Source organism: Algoriphagus winogradskyi, assembly GCF_900182815.1.
In the GTDB taxonomy this organism is placed as follows: domain Bacteria; phylum Bacteroidota; class Bacteroidia; order Cytophagales; family Cyclobacteriaceae; genus Algoriphagus; species Algoriphagus winogradskyi.
Genome location: NZ_FXUA01000003.1, coordinates 189,636 through 205,725 on the forward strand (window position 1 = coordinate 189,636; position 16,090 = coordinate 205,725).

Annotated in this window: 12 protein-coding genes; 7 read left to right on the plus strand and 5 right to left on the minus strand. The window is 39.8% G+C overall.

What is annotated here, in order from left to right:
• Window positions 1–22 precede the first annotated feature (22 nt).
• Together QOL76_RS09360 and QOL76_RS09365 are read left to right on the plus strand one after the other, a co-directional pair.
• A complete protein-coding gene (locus QOL76_RS09360; RefSeq protein WP_283412693.1) occupies window positions 23–295 on the plus strand; it encodes a DUF6364 family protein in 273 nt (90 codons plus the stop codon).
• Window positions 279–698 carry a type II toxin-antitoxin system VapC family toxin gene (locus QOL76_RS09365; RefSeq protein ID WP_283412694.1) on the plus strand — a complete coding sequence of 140 codons (420 nt, stop codon included), beginning with the start codon at window positions 279–281 and terminating at the stop codon, window positions 696–698. Before QOL76_RS09360 ends, QOL76_RS09365 begins: the two co-directional genes overlap by 17 nt.
• A gap of 11 nt (window positions 699–709) precedes the next feature.
• Here QOL76_RS09365 and QOL76_RS09370 read toward each other — a convergent pair whose 3' ends face one another.
• The gene (locus QOL76_RS09370) at window positions 710–1,567 is read right to left on the minus strand and encodes an alpha/beta hydrolase (RefSeq protein ID WP_283412695.1); all 858 of its coding nucleotides are present in this window, start codon (window positions 1,565–1,567) and stop codon (window positions 710–712) included.
• A gap of 156 nt (window positions 1,568–1,723) precedes the next feature.
• Between QOL76_RS09370 and QOL76_RS09375 the strand changes: the two genes are divergently transcribed.
• Genes QOL76_RS09375 through QOL76_RS09385 form a run of 3 tightly spaced genes read left to right on the plus strand, consistent with a single transcriptional unit; the run spans window position 1,724 to window position 4,781 of the window.
• Window positions 1,724–2,839, plus strand: coding sequence for an efflux RND transporter periplasmic adaptor subunit (locus QOL76_RS09375; RefSeq protein ID WP_283412696.1), 1,116 nt, complete (start codon window positions 1,724–1,726; stop codon window positions 2,837–2,839).
• Window positions 2,836–4,092 carry an ABC transporter permease gene (locus QOL76_RS09380; RefSeq protein ID WP_283412697.1) on the plus strand — a complete coding sequence of 419 codons (1,257 nt, stop codon included), beginning with the start codon at window positions 2,836–2,838 and terminating at the stop codon, window positions 4,090–4,092. The genes QOL76_RS09375 and QOL76_RS09380 overlap by 4 nt, the downstream gene beginning before the upstream one ends.
• The gene (locus tag QOL76_RS09385; protein ID WP_283412698.1) at window positions 4,089–4,781 is read left to right on the plus strand and encodes an ABC transporter ATP-binding protein; all 693 of its coding nucleotides are present in this window, start codon (window positions 4,089–4,091) and stop codon (window positions 4,779–4,781) included. The genes QOL76_RS09380 and QOL76_RS09385 overlap by 4 nt, the downstream gene beginning before the upstream one ends.
• Window positions 4,782–4,859: 78 nt before the next feature.
• On the opposite strand, the gene QOL76_RS09390 is transcribed toward QOL76_RS09385, so the two are convergent.
• Together QOL76_RS09390 and QOL76_RS09395 are read right to left on the minus strand one after the other, a co-directional pair.
• Entirely contained in the window at window positions 4,860–5,933 is a 1,074-nt protein-coding gene (locus QOL76_RS09390) for an agmatine deiminase family protein (RefSeq protein ID WP_283412699.1), read from the minus strand.
• A gap of 6 nt (window positions 5,934–5,939) precedes the next feature.
• Window positions 5,940–6,815: a carbon-nitrogen hydrolase gene (locus tag QOL76_RS09395; RefSeq protein WP_283412700.1), complete on the minus strand. Its 876-nt coding sequence runs from the start codon at window positions 6,813–6,815 to the stop codon at window positions 5,940–5,942.
• Between the two features lie 301 nt (window positions 6,816–7,116).
• Between QOL76_RS09395 and QOL76_RS09400 the strand changes: the two genes are divergently transcribed.
• Complete coding sequence (locus QOL76_RS09400; protein ID WP_283412701.1) at window positions 7,117–8,019, plus strand: NAD-dependent epimerase/dehydratase family protein; 903 nt, start codon at window positions 7,117–7,119, stop codon at window positions 8,017–8,019.
• Window positions 8,020–8,089: 70 nt separating this feature from the next.
• Here the strand turns inward: QOL76_RS09400 and QOL76_RS09405 are convergent, their stop codons facing one another.
• Window positions 8,090–8,275: a hypothetical protein gene (locus QOL76_RS09405; protein WP_283412702.1), complete on the minus strand. Its 186-nt coding sequence runs from the start codon at window positions 8,273–8,275 to the stop codon at window positions 8,090–8,092.
• A 990-nt stretch (window positions 8,276–9,265) separates the two neighbouring features.
• On the opposite strand from QOL76_RS09405, the gene QOL76_RS09410 reads away from it, so the two are divergent.
• The gene (locus tag QOL76_RS09410; RefSeq protein ID WP_283412703.1) at window positions 9,266–10,795 is read left to right on the plus strand and encodes an FG-GAP repeat domain-containing protein; all 1,530 of its coding nucleotides are present in this window, start codon (window positions 9,266–9,268) and stop codon (window positions 10,793–10,795) included.
• Between the two features lie 58 nt (window positions 10,796–10,853).
• Here the strand turns inward: QOL76_RS09410 and QOL76_RS09415 are convergent, their stop codons facing one another.
• On the minus strand, window positions 10,854–15,983 hold the full coding sequence (locus QOL76_RS09415) for an adenylate/guanylate cyclase domain-containing protein (protein WP_283412704.1): 5,130 nt from the start codon (window positions 15,981–15,983) through the stop codon (window positions 10,854–10,856).
• Between the last annotated feature and the right edge of the window lie 107 nt (window positions 15,984–16,090).

The window sequence follows — 16,090 nt, forward strand, 5'->3', positions numbered from 1 at the left end:
CCTTTAAAATATTTCTGCCCACATGAAGAAGAGACTTAACATCACTATAGAAGAAAACCTGCTGGATAAGATCAAGGCTTACGCGGATCAAAATAAGACGAGTATTTCAAGTCTTGTGGAAGAGCATTTCGAAGCGCTAATCAAACCAAAGCCAAAATTGAAAAACGGAATGAGCTTGGTGGAATACATGAAATCTTTACCAAAATCGAAAGTAGATTACCCAGAAGGTTACGATTGGAAAGAAGAGATTTATAAGGAACGAGCTAAAAAATACGGCTTTGAAGATCTTCTTTGATGTCAATATACTCTTTGATTTTTTCTTGGAGAGAAGTCCAAAGCAAGAATTGATCAATTCAATTTTTGAAAAACTGGACAATAACCAAATACAAGGTCATGTAACCATCTCAGTAATCCAAACTTGTGCTTATTACCTCAAGCAGGCTAAAGATCTTCCCGTTTGCAAAGAAATAATAGGTGTGATTTGTGACAAGTTTACACTGCTTAAAGGAGATCAAAATTCAATTCTTTCTGCAATTCAATCCACCCACACAGATATAGAAGATTCCATCCATTATTTCATTTGTCTTAATCACCATATGGATGCCATTGTCACCTCAGACAAAGATTTCCTCAAGCTCTCTAAGCCTTACCTCCCTGTAATCACTCCTGAGGAATTGATTGATAGTCTGGTGAAGTAAGAATTCAAAAATCAATTCTCCTCAATAAATCCCAAAACATCTTTATAGACTCTGCCACCAGTCCATAGAAACTGTGTAATCATGGGAATATGCTTTTTCTTAGGATAGATTTTCACAGTCACATCATCAATTCCTTTTTCTTCAACACGCTTCATAAATCTCTCTCGACCTGCCTGAATACTAGGATATGTCCGCTCTCCTTCCAAAATCAGCATAGGTGCTAAATTCTCTTTCAAAAAGTACATCGAAGAATATTTCTTCCAGACTGCAGGGTCATCGGTAAATGCATTCAGATACTTCTTACCTTCTCCTTCACTCGTTTCCTCCAAGTAACCATACATATCTAATCCGGCAGCATCGATCAAAATAGAACCCGCCAACTCCTTTCCATTCTCTGAAGGTTTCAATTCATCTTCTTTCACTGCAATCAAGGATGCAAGATGCCCTCCTGCAGAATGTCCAGAAACGAAAATCCGGTCTGAATCTCCTCCAAAGCTTTCAATATTATCTTTCGTCCAATTCACAGCTGCCAAAGCCGATGCTTGCATAGCTGGAACCTGATAATCAGGGGACAAAGGATAATCAGCAATCACAACGATCACATCCCTTCTAGCTAATCTATTCCCAAGAAAGTTATACATCTCCTTCTTCCCCGACTTCCAACTTCCACCATAGAAAAACAACAATACGGGGAGGTTTTCAGCTTTTTTAGGAGCGTAAATATCTAGAGACTTTTGGGTTAGACCCGCTTGGTTCCCGCTAGAAATGAAATTGACATCTTTCGTTCTGTGCAAAGTCTGAAAAGCGCAGGAACTCAAAAGGAAGCTAAAAACGCAAATTGAAAAGCTGTAATAAAGGGCTTTAATCATGTAGAATTTGGAAGTAGAAATTTAAAGCTGGTTTAATAGAAATTCTATTTAAGATAATTACGAAGTAAAATGCTTCTTTGCTCAAAATAACTGGTCTTATCTGCTAATTGTCTTTAAATTATGAATCATTTCCATTCTTTTATTCAAAGAATACTTATGAAAATACTTCAGATTAAGAACCCAAATTGCCTCTCTCTTTTTAGTGTATTACCTCTAAGTGTTATTTTTTTGAGTTGTGGGTCAGATTCCCGAGAGCCTATTCAACCCGAAATAACTGGGATAACTGAATCTGTCTATGCATCTGGCAATATCAAAGCAGTGGATCAATACGATGCATTCACTAATGCCAGCGGTCCAATTCAAGAGATTTTTGTGGAAGAAGGAGATTCAGTTTCCATTGGCACTCCTCTATTGGCTGTCTTTAGCGAACGGGAAAAACTGAGTAGAGAAAATGCGGAAATAGCAAAAGCCTACGCGGGACTTCAAGAAAACCAATCCAAACTAAAAGATCTCCAACTCACCATCGATCTGGCTAAAAGCAAGATGCAGAACGACTCCTTACTTTACGTTCGCCAGAAAAATCTCCATGATCAAAACATTGGAACTGAAGTTGAATTTGAGCAAAGACGTCTCAATTGGGAAAATTCAAAAACTGCCTATGAATCATCTGTAATCCGATACAATGATTTGAAAAGAGAAATCCAATTCAACTCCAGCAGCGCTTCCAAGAATCTTGCAATCAGTAAAGTCCTGGAAAGTGATTATGTGCTGAAAAGTAAAATCAATGGCAAAGTTTACTCCATTTTGAAAGAAAAAGGTGAAATGGTTACACCACAAGTAGCACTTGCTGTCTTGGGAAGTGCCAATGACTTTATTCTTGAATTACAGGTAGATGAGTATGATATCTCCAAAGTCAAACTTGGCCAGATCGTTTCTGTGTCGATGGATAGCTACAAAGGCCAGACATTTGAGGCTGAAGTGAGCAAAATCTATCCGATCATGGATACTCAAACCAAAAGCTTTAAAGTTGAGGCTGCCTTCACCAAAGCTCCTCCTCAACTCTACCCAAACCTGAGTTTGGAAGCTAACATCATTACGAAAGTTCGAGAGAAAGCATTGGTTATACCAAGGACCTACCTTATAGCGGATTCATTGTTGATCAGTGAAAATGAGGATACACTTGCAGTAAAAGTTGGAATAAGAAACTATCAATTTGCAGAAATTCTTGAGGGAATTACTTCTGAAACAAGAATCATCAAGCCTGGCCTATGAAATGGTCGCTTATTATCGAAATAGCTAGAGCATTAATGTTTGCGCGGGTAAAGCAAACATTGGTAGCAGCTATAGGAGTAACTTTTAGCATTACGATGTTTGTAGCATTACTAGGCTTTATGAATGGGCTAAACACGCTATTAGATGGGTTAGTACTCAATCGGACTCCACATATCAGATTCTACAATCAGATTAAGCCAAACCCGAACCAACCTATAGACCTTTCTCCTGAGTTTGGTTCAGGAATCAACGTCATCAGATCTATCAAGCCAAGTAATTCGAGGTTATCGATTTATAATTCAGAGCCAATTTTAAACACGCTAAATAAGGATCCACGAGTAAAAGGAGTAAGTGCTAAAATAGCTTCCCAAGTCTTTTACAATGTAGGAAGTATCGATTTGACAGGAATCGTAAACGGAATAGACCCCGAAATGGAAACGGAATTATTTGCATTCCAAGATTATGTCACGGTAGGTAATCCGGCTGATTTACTCCAAAATAACAGCATTATTTTGGGTAAGGGTGCCGCCGATCGGATGTTGGCAGATATTGGAGATGTGATCCAAGTGACAACAGCAAAAGGAAATAAAGCGCAGCTCAAAGTAGTTGGGTATTATCAATCGGGATTAGCAGATTTTGACAATGCTAATAGCTTCGCCTCCATCAATACTGTTCAAAAAATGATGGGAGAGCCAAGTTCTTACCTAACAGATATTCAAGTAAAACTCTTTGATTTCAATCAGGCACCTGCCTTTGCAGATGAATACAGAGACATTTTTGCAATTGAAGCAGATGATATTCAGACTGTCAATGCGCAATTTGAAACTGGTTCGAGCATCCGGACTTTAATCAGCTATGCCGTCGGTATTACGCTATTGGTGGTCTCAGGTTTCGGGATTTACAATATCCTGAATATGATGATCTATGAGAAATTAGACACGATTGCCATTCTGAAAGCAATCGGTTTCAACAGCTCGGATGTAAAGCGCATTTTCATTACGATCGCCGTTTCTATTGGAGTTTTTGGAGGAGGAATCGGACTCTTGTTTGGGTATTTAGCTTGTTTAGGCATTGAGCAAATTCCATTTGAAACTGAAGCGCTCCCAACTGTAAAGACTTTCCCAGTTGATTTCAGTGTAAAGTACTATATGATCGGCGGTATTTTCAGTTTAGTGACCACATACTTGGCGGGATTTTTCCCAGCGAGAAAAGCTAGTTCTGTAGATCCAGTAGATATAATCAGAGGGAAATGACAAAGACAAATCAATCTGTTCTGGAAGCGAAAAACATTGATAAGTTTTTCTACAATCCCATCGAAACTCAGGTATTGAGAAATGTCAGTTTCAGGATTAATCGTGGAGAATTCGTATCAGTAGTCGGGAAAAGTGGTTGCGGAAAATCCACTTTGCTTTACATTCTATCAACCATGGATACGGATTACAAAGGAGAGCTGCTGATAGATGAACAAATCACAACTGGAAAAGCCTCGAGTTACCTTTCCAGGCTTCGAAATGAAAAAATAGGCTTCGTCTTTCAGTTTCATTATTTACTCAATGAATTTTCAGTATTAGAAAATGTGCTGATTCCGGGTTTAAAGCTTGGGAAATTCTCTAGAGAGGAATTGGAGCATCGGGCAATGGAAAAGCTGAAAATCTTTGACATGCAGGATCATGCATTAAAAAAAGCAAACCAGCTTTCGGGAGGCCAAAAACAACGCGTAGCGATTGCCAGAGCGCTAATCAATGATCCACTATTGATCATGGGTGACGAACCAACCGGGAATCTGGACAAAAAAAATGCAGATATCGTATTCAATATTTTCAAAGAATTAACCACCGAATTCAACCAAACGATTCTTATCGTGACTCATGACCCTGAATTCGCTGCTGGAACAGACCGGATTATTGAAATGGAAGATGGAAGGGTGATTAGTGGGCAATAAAGATAATCTGAAGGCTAAAGTCAGAATTCTGAAAATTTCAAACTTCTAACTTTAGACTTCTGACTTTAAAAATAGCAACTACACACTCGGTTCCTGCTGACTCAGGCAGTGAAAACTACCCAATCCCCAGATGATATCTGTAGAATCTACGCCTACTACTTTTCGATCTGGAAAACAGTCTGAAATAATATCCAGCGCTTGCTGATCCTTTTTATCTCTGAAAGTCGGAACGACCACAGCATGATTAGCAATGTAGAAATTGGCATAGGAAGCAGGAAGTCTCTGATCATCCCAAATCACCGGACTTGGCATTGGAAGCTCAACCACGTTCAATTGCTTACCGTTTTCCAGACGCATCTTGTGCAGTCTCTCCAAATTCTCCTGGAGCAGCTGGTGATTTTCATCTGCCCTATTTTCTTCCACCACAGTCAGCACGGTATCCTCATTGACAAAGCGGGTGATGTCATCTATATGTCCATCTGTATCGTCACCAATGATCCCGTCTCCAACCCAAAGGATATGGTTCACACCGTAATAATCCTGAAGGTAGCGTTCGATCTGCGCTTGGTTCAAATGAGGGTTTCTGTTTTCATTCAAAAGACAGGCTTCTGAGGTCAATAGCGTCCCTTTTCCATTGAATTCTACAGAACCACCTTCCATGACCATTCCAGGTTTGAAGCAAGGAATACCCAATTCAGCAGCGATTTTGATCGGAATCTGGTTGTCTAGATCATGAGGAGGATATTTCTCTCCCCAGGCATTGTAATCCCATTTCACCAAAACCTTCTTCACATCTGCTTTCGGATTAATTAGAAATGCAGGCCCATGATCTCGACACCATGCATCATTTGTTGGGAAAAAGTGAAACCGGATATTTGCCAAATTTACTCCTGCTTTTTCCAAATGTGCCAAAGCAAAAGCCTTCATAGCCTCATCCGCTACGTTGATATTGACGATTTCGCCAAGAGCCACGAATTTGATAAACTCAGAATACGGAGCAAAAACAGTATCAAGTTTCCCTGGCCAAGAACCTTCTTTATGCGGCCAACTTAACCAAGTAGCCGTATGAGGAGCAAATTCCGCTGGGAAATAGTAGCCCAACTCAGCCGGAGTTTTTTCACCGGCTTTAGCCAATTCAAATATATCTTTCATGGAAATTTATTCTTCGTCCAGGTATCGCTTAGTAATTGGCTGGTAGGAATCAATTCTACGATCTCTTAAGAAAGGCCAGTGCGTTCTGTATCTATCAGACCCAGCAAAGTCAAGTTCCTCCACATGTATTTGCTCCTCTTCGTGGGAAGCTTTAAATAATACTCTTCCAAAAGGATTGGAAACAAAGGAACCTCCCCAGAATTTCATATCACCCTCGATGCCACAACGGTTCACGGAAACCACCGGAATACCATTGGCCACTGCATGTGAACGCTGGATTGTCTGCCAAGCGCCATATTGCTCGTCATTTGTCAATCCATCCTGATCCTTGTGCCAGCCGATTGCAGTTGGGTAAACCAAGAAATCCGCACCTTTCAATGCCGTAATTCTTGCTGCTTCCGGATACCACTGATCCCAGCAGATCAACACACCAATATTTCCGAATTTGGTTGGGAAAACTTTGTAGCCCAGATCCCCAGGAGTGAAGTAAAACTTCTCAAAATAGCCCGGATCATCAGGAATATGCATTTTCCGGTACTTGCCAAGATAAGAACCGTCCGCATCTAATACTGCTGTGGTATTGTGGTACAAGCCTTCTGCTCTTTTCTCAAAAAGAGATGCAACGATGACCACTCCAAGTTCTTTTGCCAAGTCACCAAAGGTATCCGTAGAAGGACCTGGGATGGCTTCAGCCAACTTGAAGTTTTCGTAGTCTTCTACATCACAAAAATAAAGGGAACGGAACAGCTCCTGAAGGACCACAACTTGAGCGCCTTGGGCCGCAGCCTCACGCACACCAGCGATGGTTTTGTCAAGGTTTTCTGCCACATTAGCAGAACAGCTCAACTGGACCAAGCCCACTTTTACAGTTTTATTTGCCACTATAGATCGGTTTTAAAGATTAAGATTACAAAGATACTTTTGCCTGCCGCCAATCACAAATGAAGATTTTTAAATTCAAGGACGTGAAGGCAAAGGATTCAAATAACTGAAATCGGATAGAAATAATTCAGCATGAAAAAAGCTCAATGCCTTTTCGTCATTAGTGATAAATCTTCAAACACTATGGTTGGTATCTTCCCAGACCAATTCAATTCTACTAAATTTGACTTTGTTTACATGGATTTGAAATCAAATATCATTTTCCAAAGACTTCAATTCATCAATCAACTCAAAAGAATACATGACTAAAATGCGAATATTATTTACTGGAGGATCAGGAAAAGCAGGAAAACACGTGATCCCCTACCTACTTGATCAAGGACATAGAGTGATGAATGTGGACCTGAAGCCTTTGGATCATCCTGGAGTAGATAATTTGATCGCTGATATTACAGATTCCGGACAGATGTTTAATGCCATGAGTTCTTACGCTGGCTTGGATGAACTGGAACCCGGAAATGGAGTCCCGAAATTTGATGCAGTGGTACATTTTGCCGCAGTACCAAGAATCCTAATCAATCCTGATAATGAAACTTTTCGGGTGAATACCATCGGAACCTATAATGTGATTGAAGCGGCTGTTAAACTTGGGATTAAGAAAGTCATCATTGCTTCTTCGGAAACTACCTACGGAATCTGTTTTTCAGATGGTGAAACGGATCCTAAATCTCTGCCTTTGGAAGAAGATTATGACGTGGATCCAATGGATAGCTACGGACTTTCAAAAGTAGTAAATGAAAAAACGGCGCGTGCATTCCAGCGTAGATCAGGAATCGATATTTACGCCCTTCGTATTGGAAATGTGATCGAACCCCATGAGTATGCTGAGCTTTTCCCTCATTATTTCAAAAACCCAGAAGTGCGTCGTAGGAATGCATTCTGCTATATAGATGCGCGTGATCTGGGACAGATTGTGGATTTATGTCTGAAAAAGGACGGCCTTGGATTTCAGGTTTTCAATGCTGGAAACGATGAAAACGGTGCAGTTATTCCTACCAAAGAACTGGCTGAAACCTTCTTCCCAGGTGTACCTCTTACCCGAGAAATGGGAGAGCATGAAGCCCTGTTTTCAAACCTAAAAATCCGTGAGGTACTAGGCTTCAAAGAGCAGCATAACTGGCAGAAATATGTGAAGTGGGGGTGAGATCACCCAATAGAACTTCAAACTTTGTAAGAAATAATTGTTTTTTTTGGTTGGTGCCTAATACCACTTATCAGCCTTCATCCTTAGTGGTTTTGACTAAGCCTATGCCAGCTATAAAAAATACTAGGCCCAATGATCCATAAACAATCATTTGTTTTGTACTTGCCGAATCATTTGCAAATGTGACAGCGGCATAAATAAGTCCTACTATGCCCAATATGGTAAGAATGGCTCCGAAAATTCTTTTCAAATTCATAATAATGATGTTTTAAAGAACCTCGGGTTCCACAATCATGCCACTAGAAATAAATTGAAAGGTTGGGTTTCAATAGTTGGATAAGCATGAACATCGGTAATACCAACAAATAACTACCACTCTTTCCCAAATCAATAACAACGTTGCTACTGGTAGGAATATGCAATCGCACCCAAAAATCATGATTATCCCTTAATGAAAGCGGATAGTCCGCTTCTCTGACGGAGAGATAATGTGCCTAATCATACCAGATGCAAAACTGATATTACCCATCCACGAATTCTCACATTCAAAGCATATATAATGGTTTTCAACCTTGGAACTTCTTCTTTTTAATAAAACCCTTACTATTAGCTCATCAGTTAAGTTCCCGATTTGGGGAAATTAAGTCATGGGAAACTCCAAGAAAGACTAATGAAAAAAGTAAAGCTACTTGGCTCTGATAGAAAAGAACTAATATTCTCCCCCACCTGAATTTAGGTAGACTTTGATAGTATAAGGAAGCGTTGACTACCTCAATCTATAACTACCTCTACCCTTTTATAAAAATTCACCAAGCAGGCGCTAAGCAGCTTTCAACCTATTTACCTGAAGATTCACTCTTCAACACTGAAGATTCACCCTAATAGCTGAAATTTTAATGTTCTAAGACTGACGTTTGAACCTATTAACTCGAAGCTTGAACTTCGGACACTAAATTTTCAACCTATTAGCTCGAATTTTCATACTTCAATACTGAACGCTCAGCCTTTGAGGTAGAATCTTCATACGATTTTCCCAAATGTTCATACTAGGAATATGAATCTCCAGCATTTTTGCCTTAAGAACAGCTCCGGATTTTATAAACATCACCACCCCAACAACCAAACTCAGTTTTATTGCAATTCGAGTATACTAAAAAACAGAAAATCGAATTTATCTTGGTATTCTGATTCGGCTATTTAAAAAGCAGGATCCTGTCTTTCATACGCACTTCAACACAGGCAATTAATGTCTCTGATTCGAAAATCAATCTTCCTCGCTTCTCTGGGCTTCCTGCTTTACTTTAGTGCTTTTGCACAGGACGAAGCTATTCTCAACGGGAAAATGCTAGCTGAAAGATACTGTAGCTCTTGTCATGCTTTTCCTTCGCCCTCCCTTTTGCCCAAAGCTATTTGGAAGCAAAAAGTACTCCCACAGATGGCAGCCATGATGGGCATAAAAGCTGCTCAGGAAAGTTTGGGCGTTTATGAGAATAAATCTGCTGAAGAAATCACAATCAGCAAAAAGTTAGGAGTTTACCCAACCACTGCTATGATCAGTACAGCAGACTTCAAAGCAATTGTGGAGTATTATGGAGCAGAAGCACCGAAGGAGTTAGCTCCGCAAAACCTAAAAGAAAACCCCTATCCTTTACTGAATTTTGCAGCGAAAAAGCTTTTCATCGAGGGGATTCAAAGTCCAAAAACTAGCCTGGTGGCGATTAATGAGGAAAGGTCAGAGCTTTTTATCGCAGATGGCACGACCAATCAACTCTTTGTGAAAGTTCAAAACGATGAACTTTACACCCTTCCTCAGACTGCAAGTCCAGCAGTAGATTTCATCAGAAAAGAACCCAATGTTTTTAATTTTATTTCCATCGGATCAATAGCTCCAAGTGATCTTTCTCAAGGTGCGCTCTATGAAATGGATTTGAATTCTGACGGTTGGAATCAGGTTTTGGGTCAGCTTCCCCGACCTGTCTTTGGGATTTGGGAAGACTTAGAAAAGGATGGAAAAGCTGATTTCTTGCTTTGTAACTATGGCCACCATGGAGGAAACTTGGCGATCTATCCGGACGGCAACCTTACCTCCGCCCCCATTCAACTTGGTGGAGCTGGTGCAAGAAAATTAGAAGTTGTTGACTTAAATCACGATGGAAAGCTAGATATCGTGGCGCTCTTCTGCCAGGGCAATGAGCGAATCTCAGTTTTTTACAATCAGGGAAATGGTCTGTTTGAAGCAGAGCAGATTTTGCTAAGATTCTCACCGGTGATGGGTTCCAGTTACTTTGAATTGAATGATCTGAATGGTGACGGAGAACTGGATTTGCTTGTTAGCAATGGCGATAATTGGGACTATTCATCAGTCGCCAAACCTTATCATGGCTTTAGAATTTATGAAAATAAAGGAAAAGGGATTTTTGAGGAAGCATGGTTTTACCCGCAGTATGGTGCAGCCAAAGCCATGGCTCTGGACTTTGATAAAGACGGAGATTTAGACTTTGCGACCATCGCTTTTTACGATGAGCTTGAAAATCCCAAGTACCAGTTTCTACTTTTTGAAAACGTAGGAAACATGATTTTTCAACCCAAATACATTCCTGAGGCTGCCTTGGGAAAATGGATGACAATGGATGTAGGAGATCTCGACGGAGATGGAGATAAGGACATCGTATTGGGTTCATACCTGCACACTACTATAGAATTCACCAACCTAGTAATCCAAGGGATCAATGAACTTCCAAGCGTTTTGATTTTGGAGAACCGGCAAAGCAACTAGTCAAGCTAATCTGCAGTAGAAAATTCACCAAACGTGTTATAATCTAGAAAAATTGGAGCTACTCCTCCTTCAATCTTTCAACAAAATACATATCTACTTCTCCTTTGTTCTTGGCTTGTACTTTACCTCTATGGATACAAGAAAAATGATCTTTTATGAGCTCATAGGTGGCGCCGGAAACGTTTATTTTTCCAGCCTCTCCACTACTTTCCATTCGCGAAGCAAGGTTTACCGTATCTCCCCAGATATCGTAGGCAAACTTATTTAGCCCTACAATTCCAGCCACAATATTTCCTGTATGAATTCCGATTCTAAGTTCAAAAACAGGTTTATTTTCACGGATATTCTCAGCCTTATGCTGTTCTACAAAATCCCGAATTTCAATGGCTGCATTAATCACATCAAAAGGATGAGTCGTATTAGCAACTGGAATGCCTCCGGCAGCCATGTATGAGTCTCCAATTGTTTTGATTTTTTCTATCCCATGTTTTTCGATGATTCTATCAAACTTTTTGAAACAATAATCAATCTCCGCCACCAAATCAACCGCCGTCATTTGCTCAGCAATGAGAGAAAAACCGACAAAATCAGTGAATATCACGGTAACACTAGCATACTTCTTAGTCTGCGCGGATCCATTTTCTTTCAGTTCTCTGGCTATATCAAGAGGCAAAATATTCAGTAAGAGCTCATCTGATTTTTCCTTTTCGTTTTGAAGATCCAACGTTCTTTCCTTGACTTTAGATTCCAGATTGGCATTATACTCTTCTAGCCTCTTCTCGTTCAACCTCAAGTTTTCCTCCACCTCTTTTCTCACTTCCACTTCTTGGATCAATTGTTCATTGAGCTGGTTTGTGCTCTCCAGAAGCATAGCATTCTGTAGGGAAATAGCCGTTTGGGTAGCCATCACCTGCAGGATCTCAATCCGTTCCTTAGTAAATGCTCCAGACAGCAAGCTATTCTCCAAGTATAGCAATGAGAATCCAACACCGGAATGCTTCTGAGGTATACACAAAATAGATTTCACCTTGTTCGAATCGATATATTCTTCATCCGAATATGGCAAAGTCTTCGTGGCATCTTCCAGCACTAGAGTTTCACCAGATCTCAGTACATAATTGATTACCGAGTGGCTAATCTCATCAAACTCATCATAAGGTATATTCTGTAGTACCTGAATCTCATTGCTAGAATTATCAATAGACGCTTTGATCAATTTACTATCCTTTTCGATAGTGATCAGGAAAGCCCGATCGGCTCCCGCATTTTCACTTACAAGTTGCATCAAACCAGTAAGGATGTTTTCCAATTTCATCTCTCCTGAGATTAGATTTATAGTCTTCAGGATAGTATCTAGGTCGAGAATATTGGCATTTACTCCTATTTCTTCAGCTGAAATAAATCCAGCATAAATATCTTTCATTTGAACTAGTTTGGCCTTGGCACCCCACTTGTCGTAGGATTTATAAGCATTTGAAAGGTAAAATTGTGCAGCTTCGGGTTGCTGCTGAGCATTAAAATAAACGCCTGCTCTCTCCCACATCAACGCCTCATCCTGAACATATTTGTGCATTCTGGCATATCGGATCGCATAAGTAAAGGATCTCACAGCATTATCAAAATTTCCTTTCAGCGCCTCATACTCCGCCTTCATAAACTCATGACGATGCTGAAAATTAACCTCAGAATGCTTCACTAACCCGCCGATCAGCTTGATATTTTTCTTACAGATTTTCAATAGCTCCTTTTGCTCTGCATTAGATCTTGAATGAAAAATCGGGGTAATGCAGAGATTTTCGTAATAGAAGAAAAGCATCTCCGTAATGGAGCCTTTTACAGGTATCAAGTGCTGCTTTTCCAAAGAACAGAACTTCCACGCCGTTTCATTTTGATTGTAAATCAAACTCAAAAACTTCTTCTGGGAATACAGATTATGATAGTATAAACTGAAAGCAGGAATATCAGGAAAGTCTATTTTTCGCTCATCAAAAATCTCCCCTCTCAAAACTTCAAAGTCCTTCACACCTTCCAATAAACATAAAGCTGATTGGCGGAACAAATCAATGCGCTTGATCTGCATGATTTGATTCAATGGCGTGATTTGTTTGCTGAGTAATTCTCCTCTCAGTAAAATCTTGGGGATTGGCTCACCGCCATAGAAATTCCAATAAATAATCAGCTGTCCAATGATGGAAGTAAACTCGAAATCACCGGTTTCAAGTCCTTTTTTCAATGCTTCTTCCAACTCCGGAATGCTTTCCGCAAGATGCTTTAACCAATGCGAAATAAACATCACATACACCTGCTTGAAAGAGACGAACTCGTCTTCGTTTTCTATAATTTCAAAAACACTATTTCCTAACTGACCCATTCTGAGACCCTTCGCCATATTACCCATAAAAGCGATATTTATGTAGCCAAAAACCACAAAAGCAACTGGAGTCTTGGAGCCCAACCCGAATTTCAGGGTTAGCCGAATCAACTCAAACATGATCAATGGAAGCAGATTAGGCTCTGTTAAGTAAGCCGCCAAAGACATATGATGCATGATAGACATGGCTATCAACAGCTTCTCATCCTTTATTTGTGGGAGTTTTAGAATTTTCTCTTCTGAATAAGAAAACAATCTCAGGTTGGTCCTGATAAAGCCAAACAACACATTCAGCTGGCTAGGATGGCGCTTTAGATCTATATTAACCAAGCGAAGTATATCAAGTCCTATTTCTATTACTTGCTTCTGATCGTTTTCAACATTGGCATTCTGGATCTTAAGATCAGCCAATTTCAGCTTATCTAAAACGCTTACCGCATTGGCATCTAGCAAGGCTGTGTATTTTCTGAACAGTTCCTGATTGTTGCACTGGTAGGCAGCAACAGCAGATTTCAGATAAAGGTCATAGGTGAATTCCCTGTCATTCTCCCAGGCATTTGGCGCCAGAAGTTGCAGAGCATTTTCAAAATACTGCATTGCCAACACATAGGCTGTTGAGTTTTGCGCCCGTTGACCTGCAATGCTATTGAGCTCACAAAGGGTCTTAATCTCTAAAGGATCTGTAATTAACTCCTTGCCAAAATTGAATTGATTTACAATCTCAAAAACATCATCTCTTGGCCCGCTTTCTTTGGTTTTTGACAGCAGAGTTCTGCCAATTTTCAGGTGATTTTCCTTTTTACCATTTTCATCTATCAGGGAATAGATAGCTTGCTGTACCCGATCATGAACGAAATAATAACTTCCATCCAGGCTTTCGATAACCAAATCAAGGTCGAGCGCAAGATTGAAATCCTGACTTACTTTTTCAGCTTCTTGTTCCGAAACCCTAACCAAATCTTGTATGAAAAATTTATTACCTATGCAGGAAGCAAGCTTGAGGATAGAAATAGTGTCTGATGGGAGCTCATTGATCGTCTCAAGAAATAAATTAACAATATCTCCCTCTACATTATAACTGATCAACTTATCGATTTTCCATTTCCAAGCCCCTTCTTCACTATCGAAATATAGCATCTCATTCTTGTAGATGGCCTTCAAGAATTGATTAGCAAACAAGGCATTTCCAGCAGACTTTTTGAAAACCAAAGAAGCCAATTCATCCAAAGGTCTTTCAGATTTCCCCAGCGTATTTGTGACCAATTGTTGGATATCTTCTTCCTTAAGATTCTCCAGTAATATTTCTTCAGGCTGTATTCCTTGCTCCTCCAACTCCATTTTAAACTGAAGAAACAAATGCCCTGGGGTAATTTCGTTATCTCGGTAAGCGCCTACAATGAGAATATTATTGAGTTCAGAATTGACAAGTATAGTCTTCATCAAATCGAGAGAAGAAACATCAGACCATTGTAGATCATCAATAAAAATGAACACCGGCTTACCCAATTCTGCAAACACCTGGAAAAACTTGGTGAGTGCATAATTGAAACGCAGCTGTGCTTCTGTACCTGTCAAAACCGGGATTTCCGGTTCATTATCCAGCAATTTTTCCAAACCTGGAATGACCTCAAACAACACCCTTCCTATAGGCTGTACAAGACTATGTAATTTAGTTTTCCACTTATCAAGCTCTACCTCGTTTAGGAGTAAAACTTGGTTGATCAACTTCCCCAAGGCTTGGGAAAAAGCGGAATAAGGAACATCAGCGCGAAGCTGGTCGAACTTTCCCGATATGAAAAACCCTCCAGATTGAACTACCGGTCTGTAAAGGCGCTCTACCAGAGCTGATTTCCCAACCCCTGAATTACCATATACATAAACCAACTTTTTCTCATTGAGCGATATACTTGAGAAAGCATCTTTTAGCTGCTTTAATTGCTTATCTCTGGCATAAAGCTGGTCGGTAAATAGCAGGACTCCAGATGAATCCTGTGTTCCGAGTAAAAATCCTTCAATGTCCAACTCCTTTTGAACGGAATATAGAATCATTTCCAAATCATACAAGACTCCCTGCGCTGAATGATATCGATTTTGCACATCCTTCTCGATCATTTTCATGATCAATTCGGAAAGCACTTTTGGAATCTCAACTATCTCTGAAGGATGCTTGGGAGTTAAGGCAATATGGGCATGGATTTTCGAAGCTCCTTCCTTTGATTCAAAAGGCAATTGCTTTGTGAAAAACCAATAAAAGATCATCCCAAGGGCATAGATGTCTGAGTATAATCCTATTTCTGTACTGATTCTGCCAGTTTGTTCGGGAGCGATGAAGTCGTAATCAGCTTCAAAAAAAACTAACCTTTTTTCGATCCCAATTTTTCTCTTGATTCGGGTAGCTAGGCCAAGGCTAATAAAAACAACTTCATTGGTCTCATCCTCAATAATAATATGCTCTGGATTCAGGTTGAGATGGACGTATTCTTTACGATGAACTTCTGCTAGCTTTTTAGTGATTGCTACACAAATTTTCATCTTATCACTTAAGCTCAGAGGCTTAGAACCATATTCTTTTAAACTCTCACCCTTTACATACTTCAACTTTAAGCTGAGGTCTGTCCCTGTATTTTCACTTTGCAAAACCGTCCTAAACCCAGGTACTGAAACATCTGAAAAAGATGCTTCATTATTAGCTTTTATAGTTTCAATCTGGGAAAGTGTGGCAAGAGATATTTTCTTAGTAACAATAGCATTTTCCCCAGATGTGATAGAATTCTGGGTATCAGAATCATTAGTTGAAAATAAAATTTGCCATTTCATTAAAAAGAGGTGTTAAAACTGCCAATTGGAAGAATAACCTATATAAAATGGATAATAGGGTGATCCATTTCACTAAATTTAATACAAAATCCAATATAAAAAACACA

Bases quoted from the DNA above. Each gene is read 5' to 3' on its own strand.
- QOL76_RS09415 (WP_283412704.1), bottom strand. From the start codon at position 15,983: ATGAAATGGCAAATTTTATTTTCAACTAATGATTCTGATACCCAGAAT.
- QOL76_RS09405 (WP_283412702.1), bottom strand. From the start codon at position 8,275: ATGAATTTGAAAAGAATTTTCGGAGCCATTCTTACCATATTGGGCATA.
- QOL76_RS09375 (WP_283412696.1), top strand. From the start codon at position 1,724: ATGAAAATACTTCAGATTAAGAACCCAAATTGCCTCTCTCTTTTTAGT.
- QOL76_RS09400 (WP_283412701.1), top strand. From the start codon at position 7,117: ATGACTAAAATGCGAATATTATTTACTGGAGGATCAGGAAAAGCAGGA.
- QOL76_RS09410 (WP_283412703.1), top strand. From the start codon at position 9,266: ATGTCTCTGATTCGAAAATCAATCTTCCTCGCTTCTCTGGGCTTCCTG.
- QOL76_RS09390 (WP_283412699.1), bottom strand. From the start codon at position 5,933: ATGAAAGATATATTTGAATTGGCTAAAGCCGGTGAAAAAACTCCGGCT.
- QOL76_RS09380 (WP_283412697.1), top strand. From the start codon at position 2,836: ATGAAATGGTCGCTTATTATCGAAATAGCTAGAGCATTAATGTTTGCG.
- QOL76_RS09385 (WP_283412698.1), top strand. From the start codon at position 4,089: ATGACAAAGACAAATCAATCTGTTCTGGAAGCGAAAAACATTGATAAG.
- QOL76_RS09360 (WP_283412693.1), top strand. From the start codon at position 23: ATGAAGAAGAGACTTAACATCACTATAGAAGAAAACCTGCTGGATAAG.
- QOL76_RS09370 (WP_283412695.1), bottom strand. From the start codon at position 1,567: ATGATTAAAGCCCTTTATTACAGCTTTTCAATTTGCGTTTTTAGCTTC.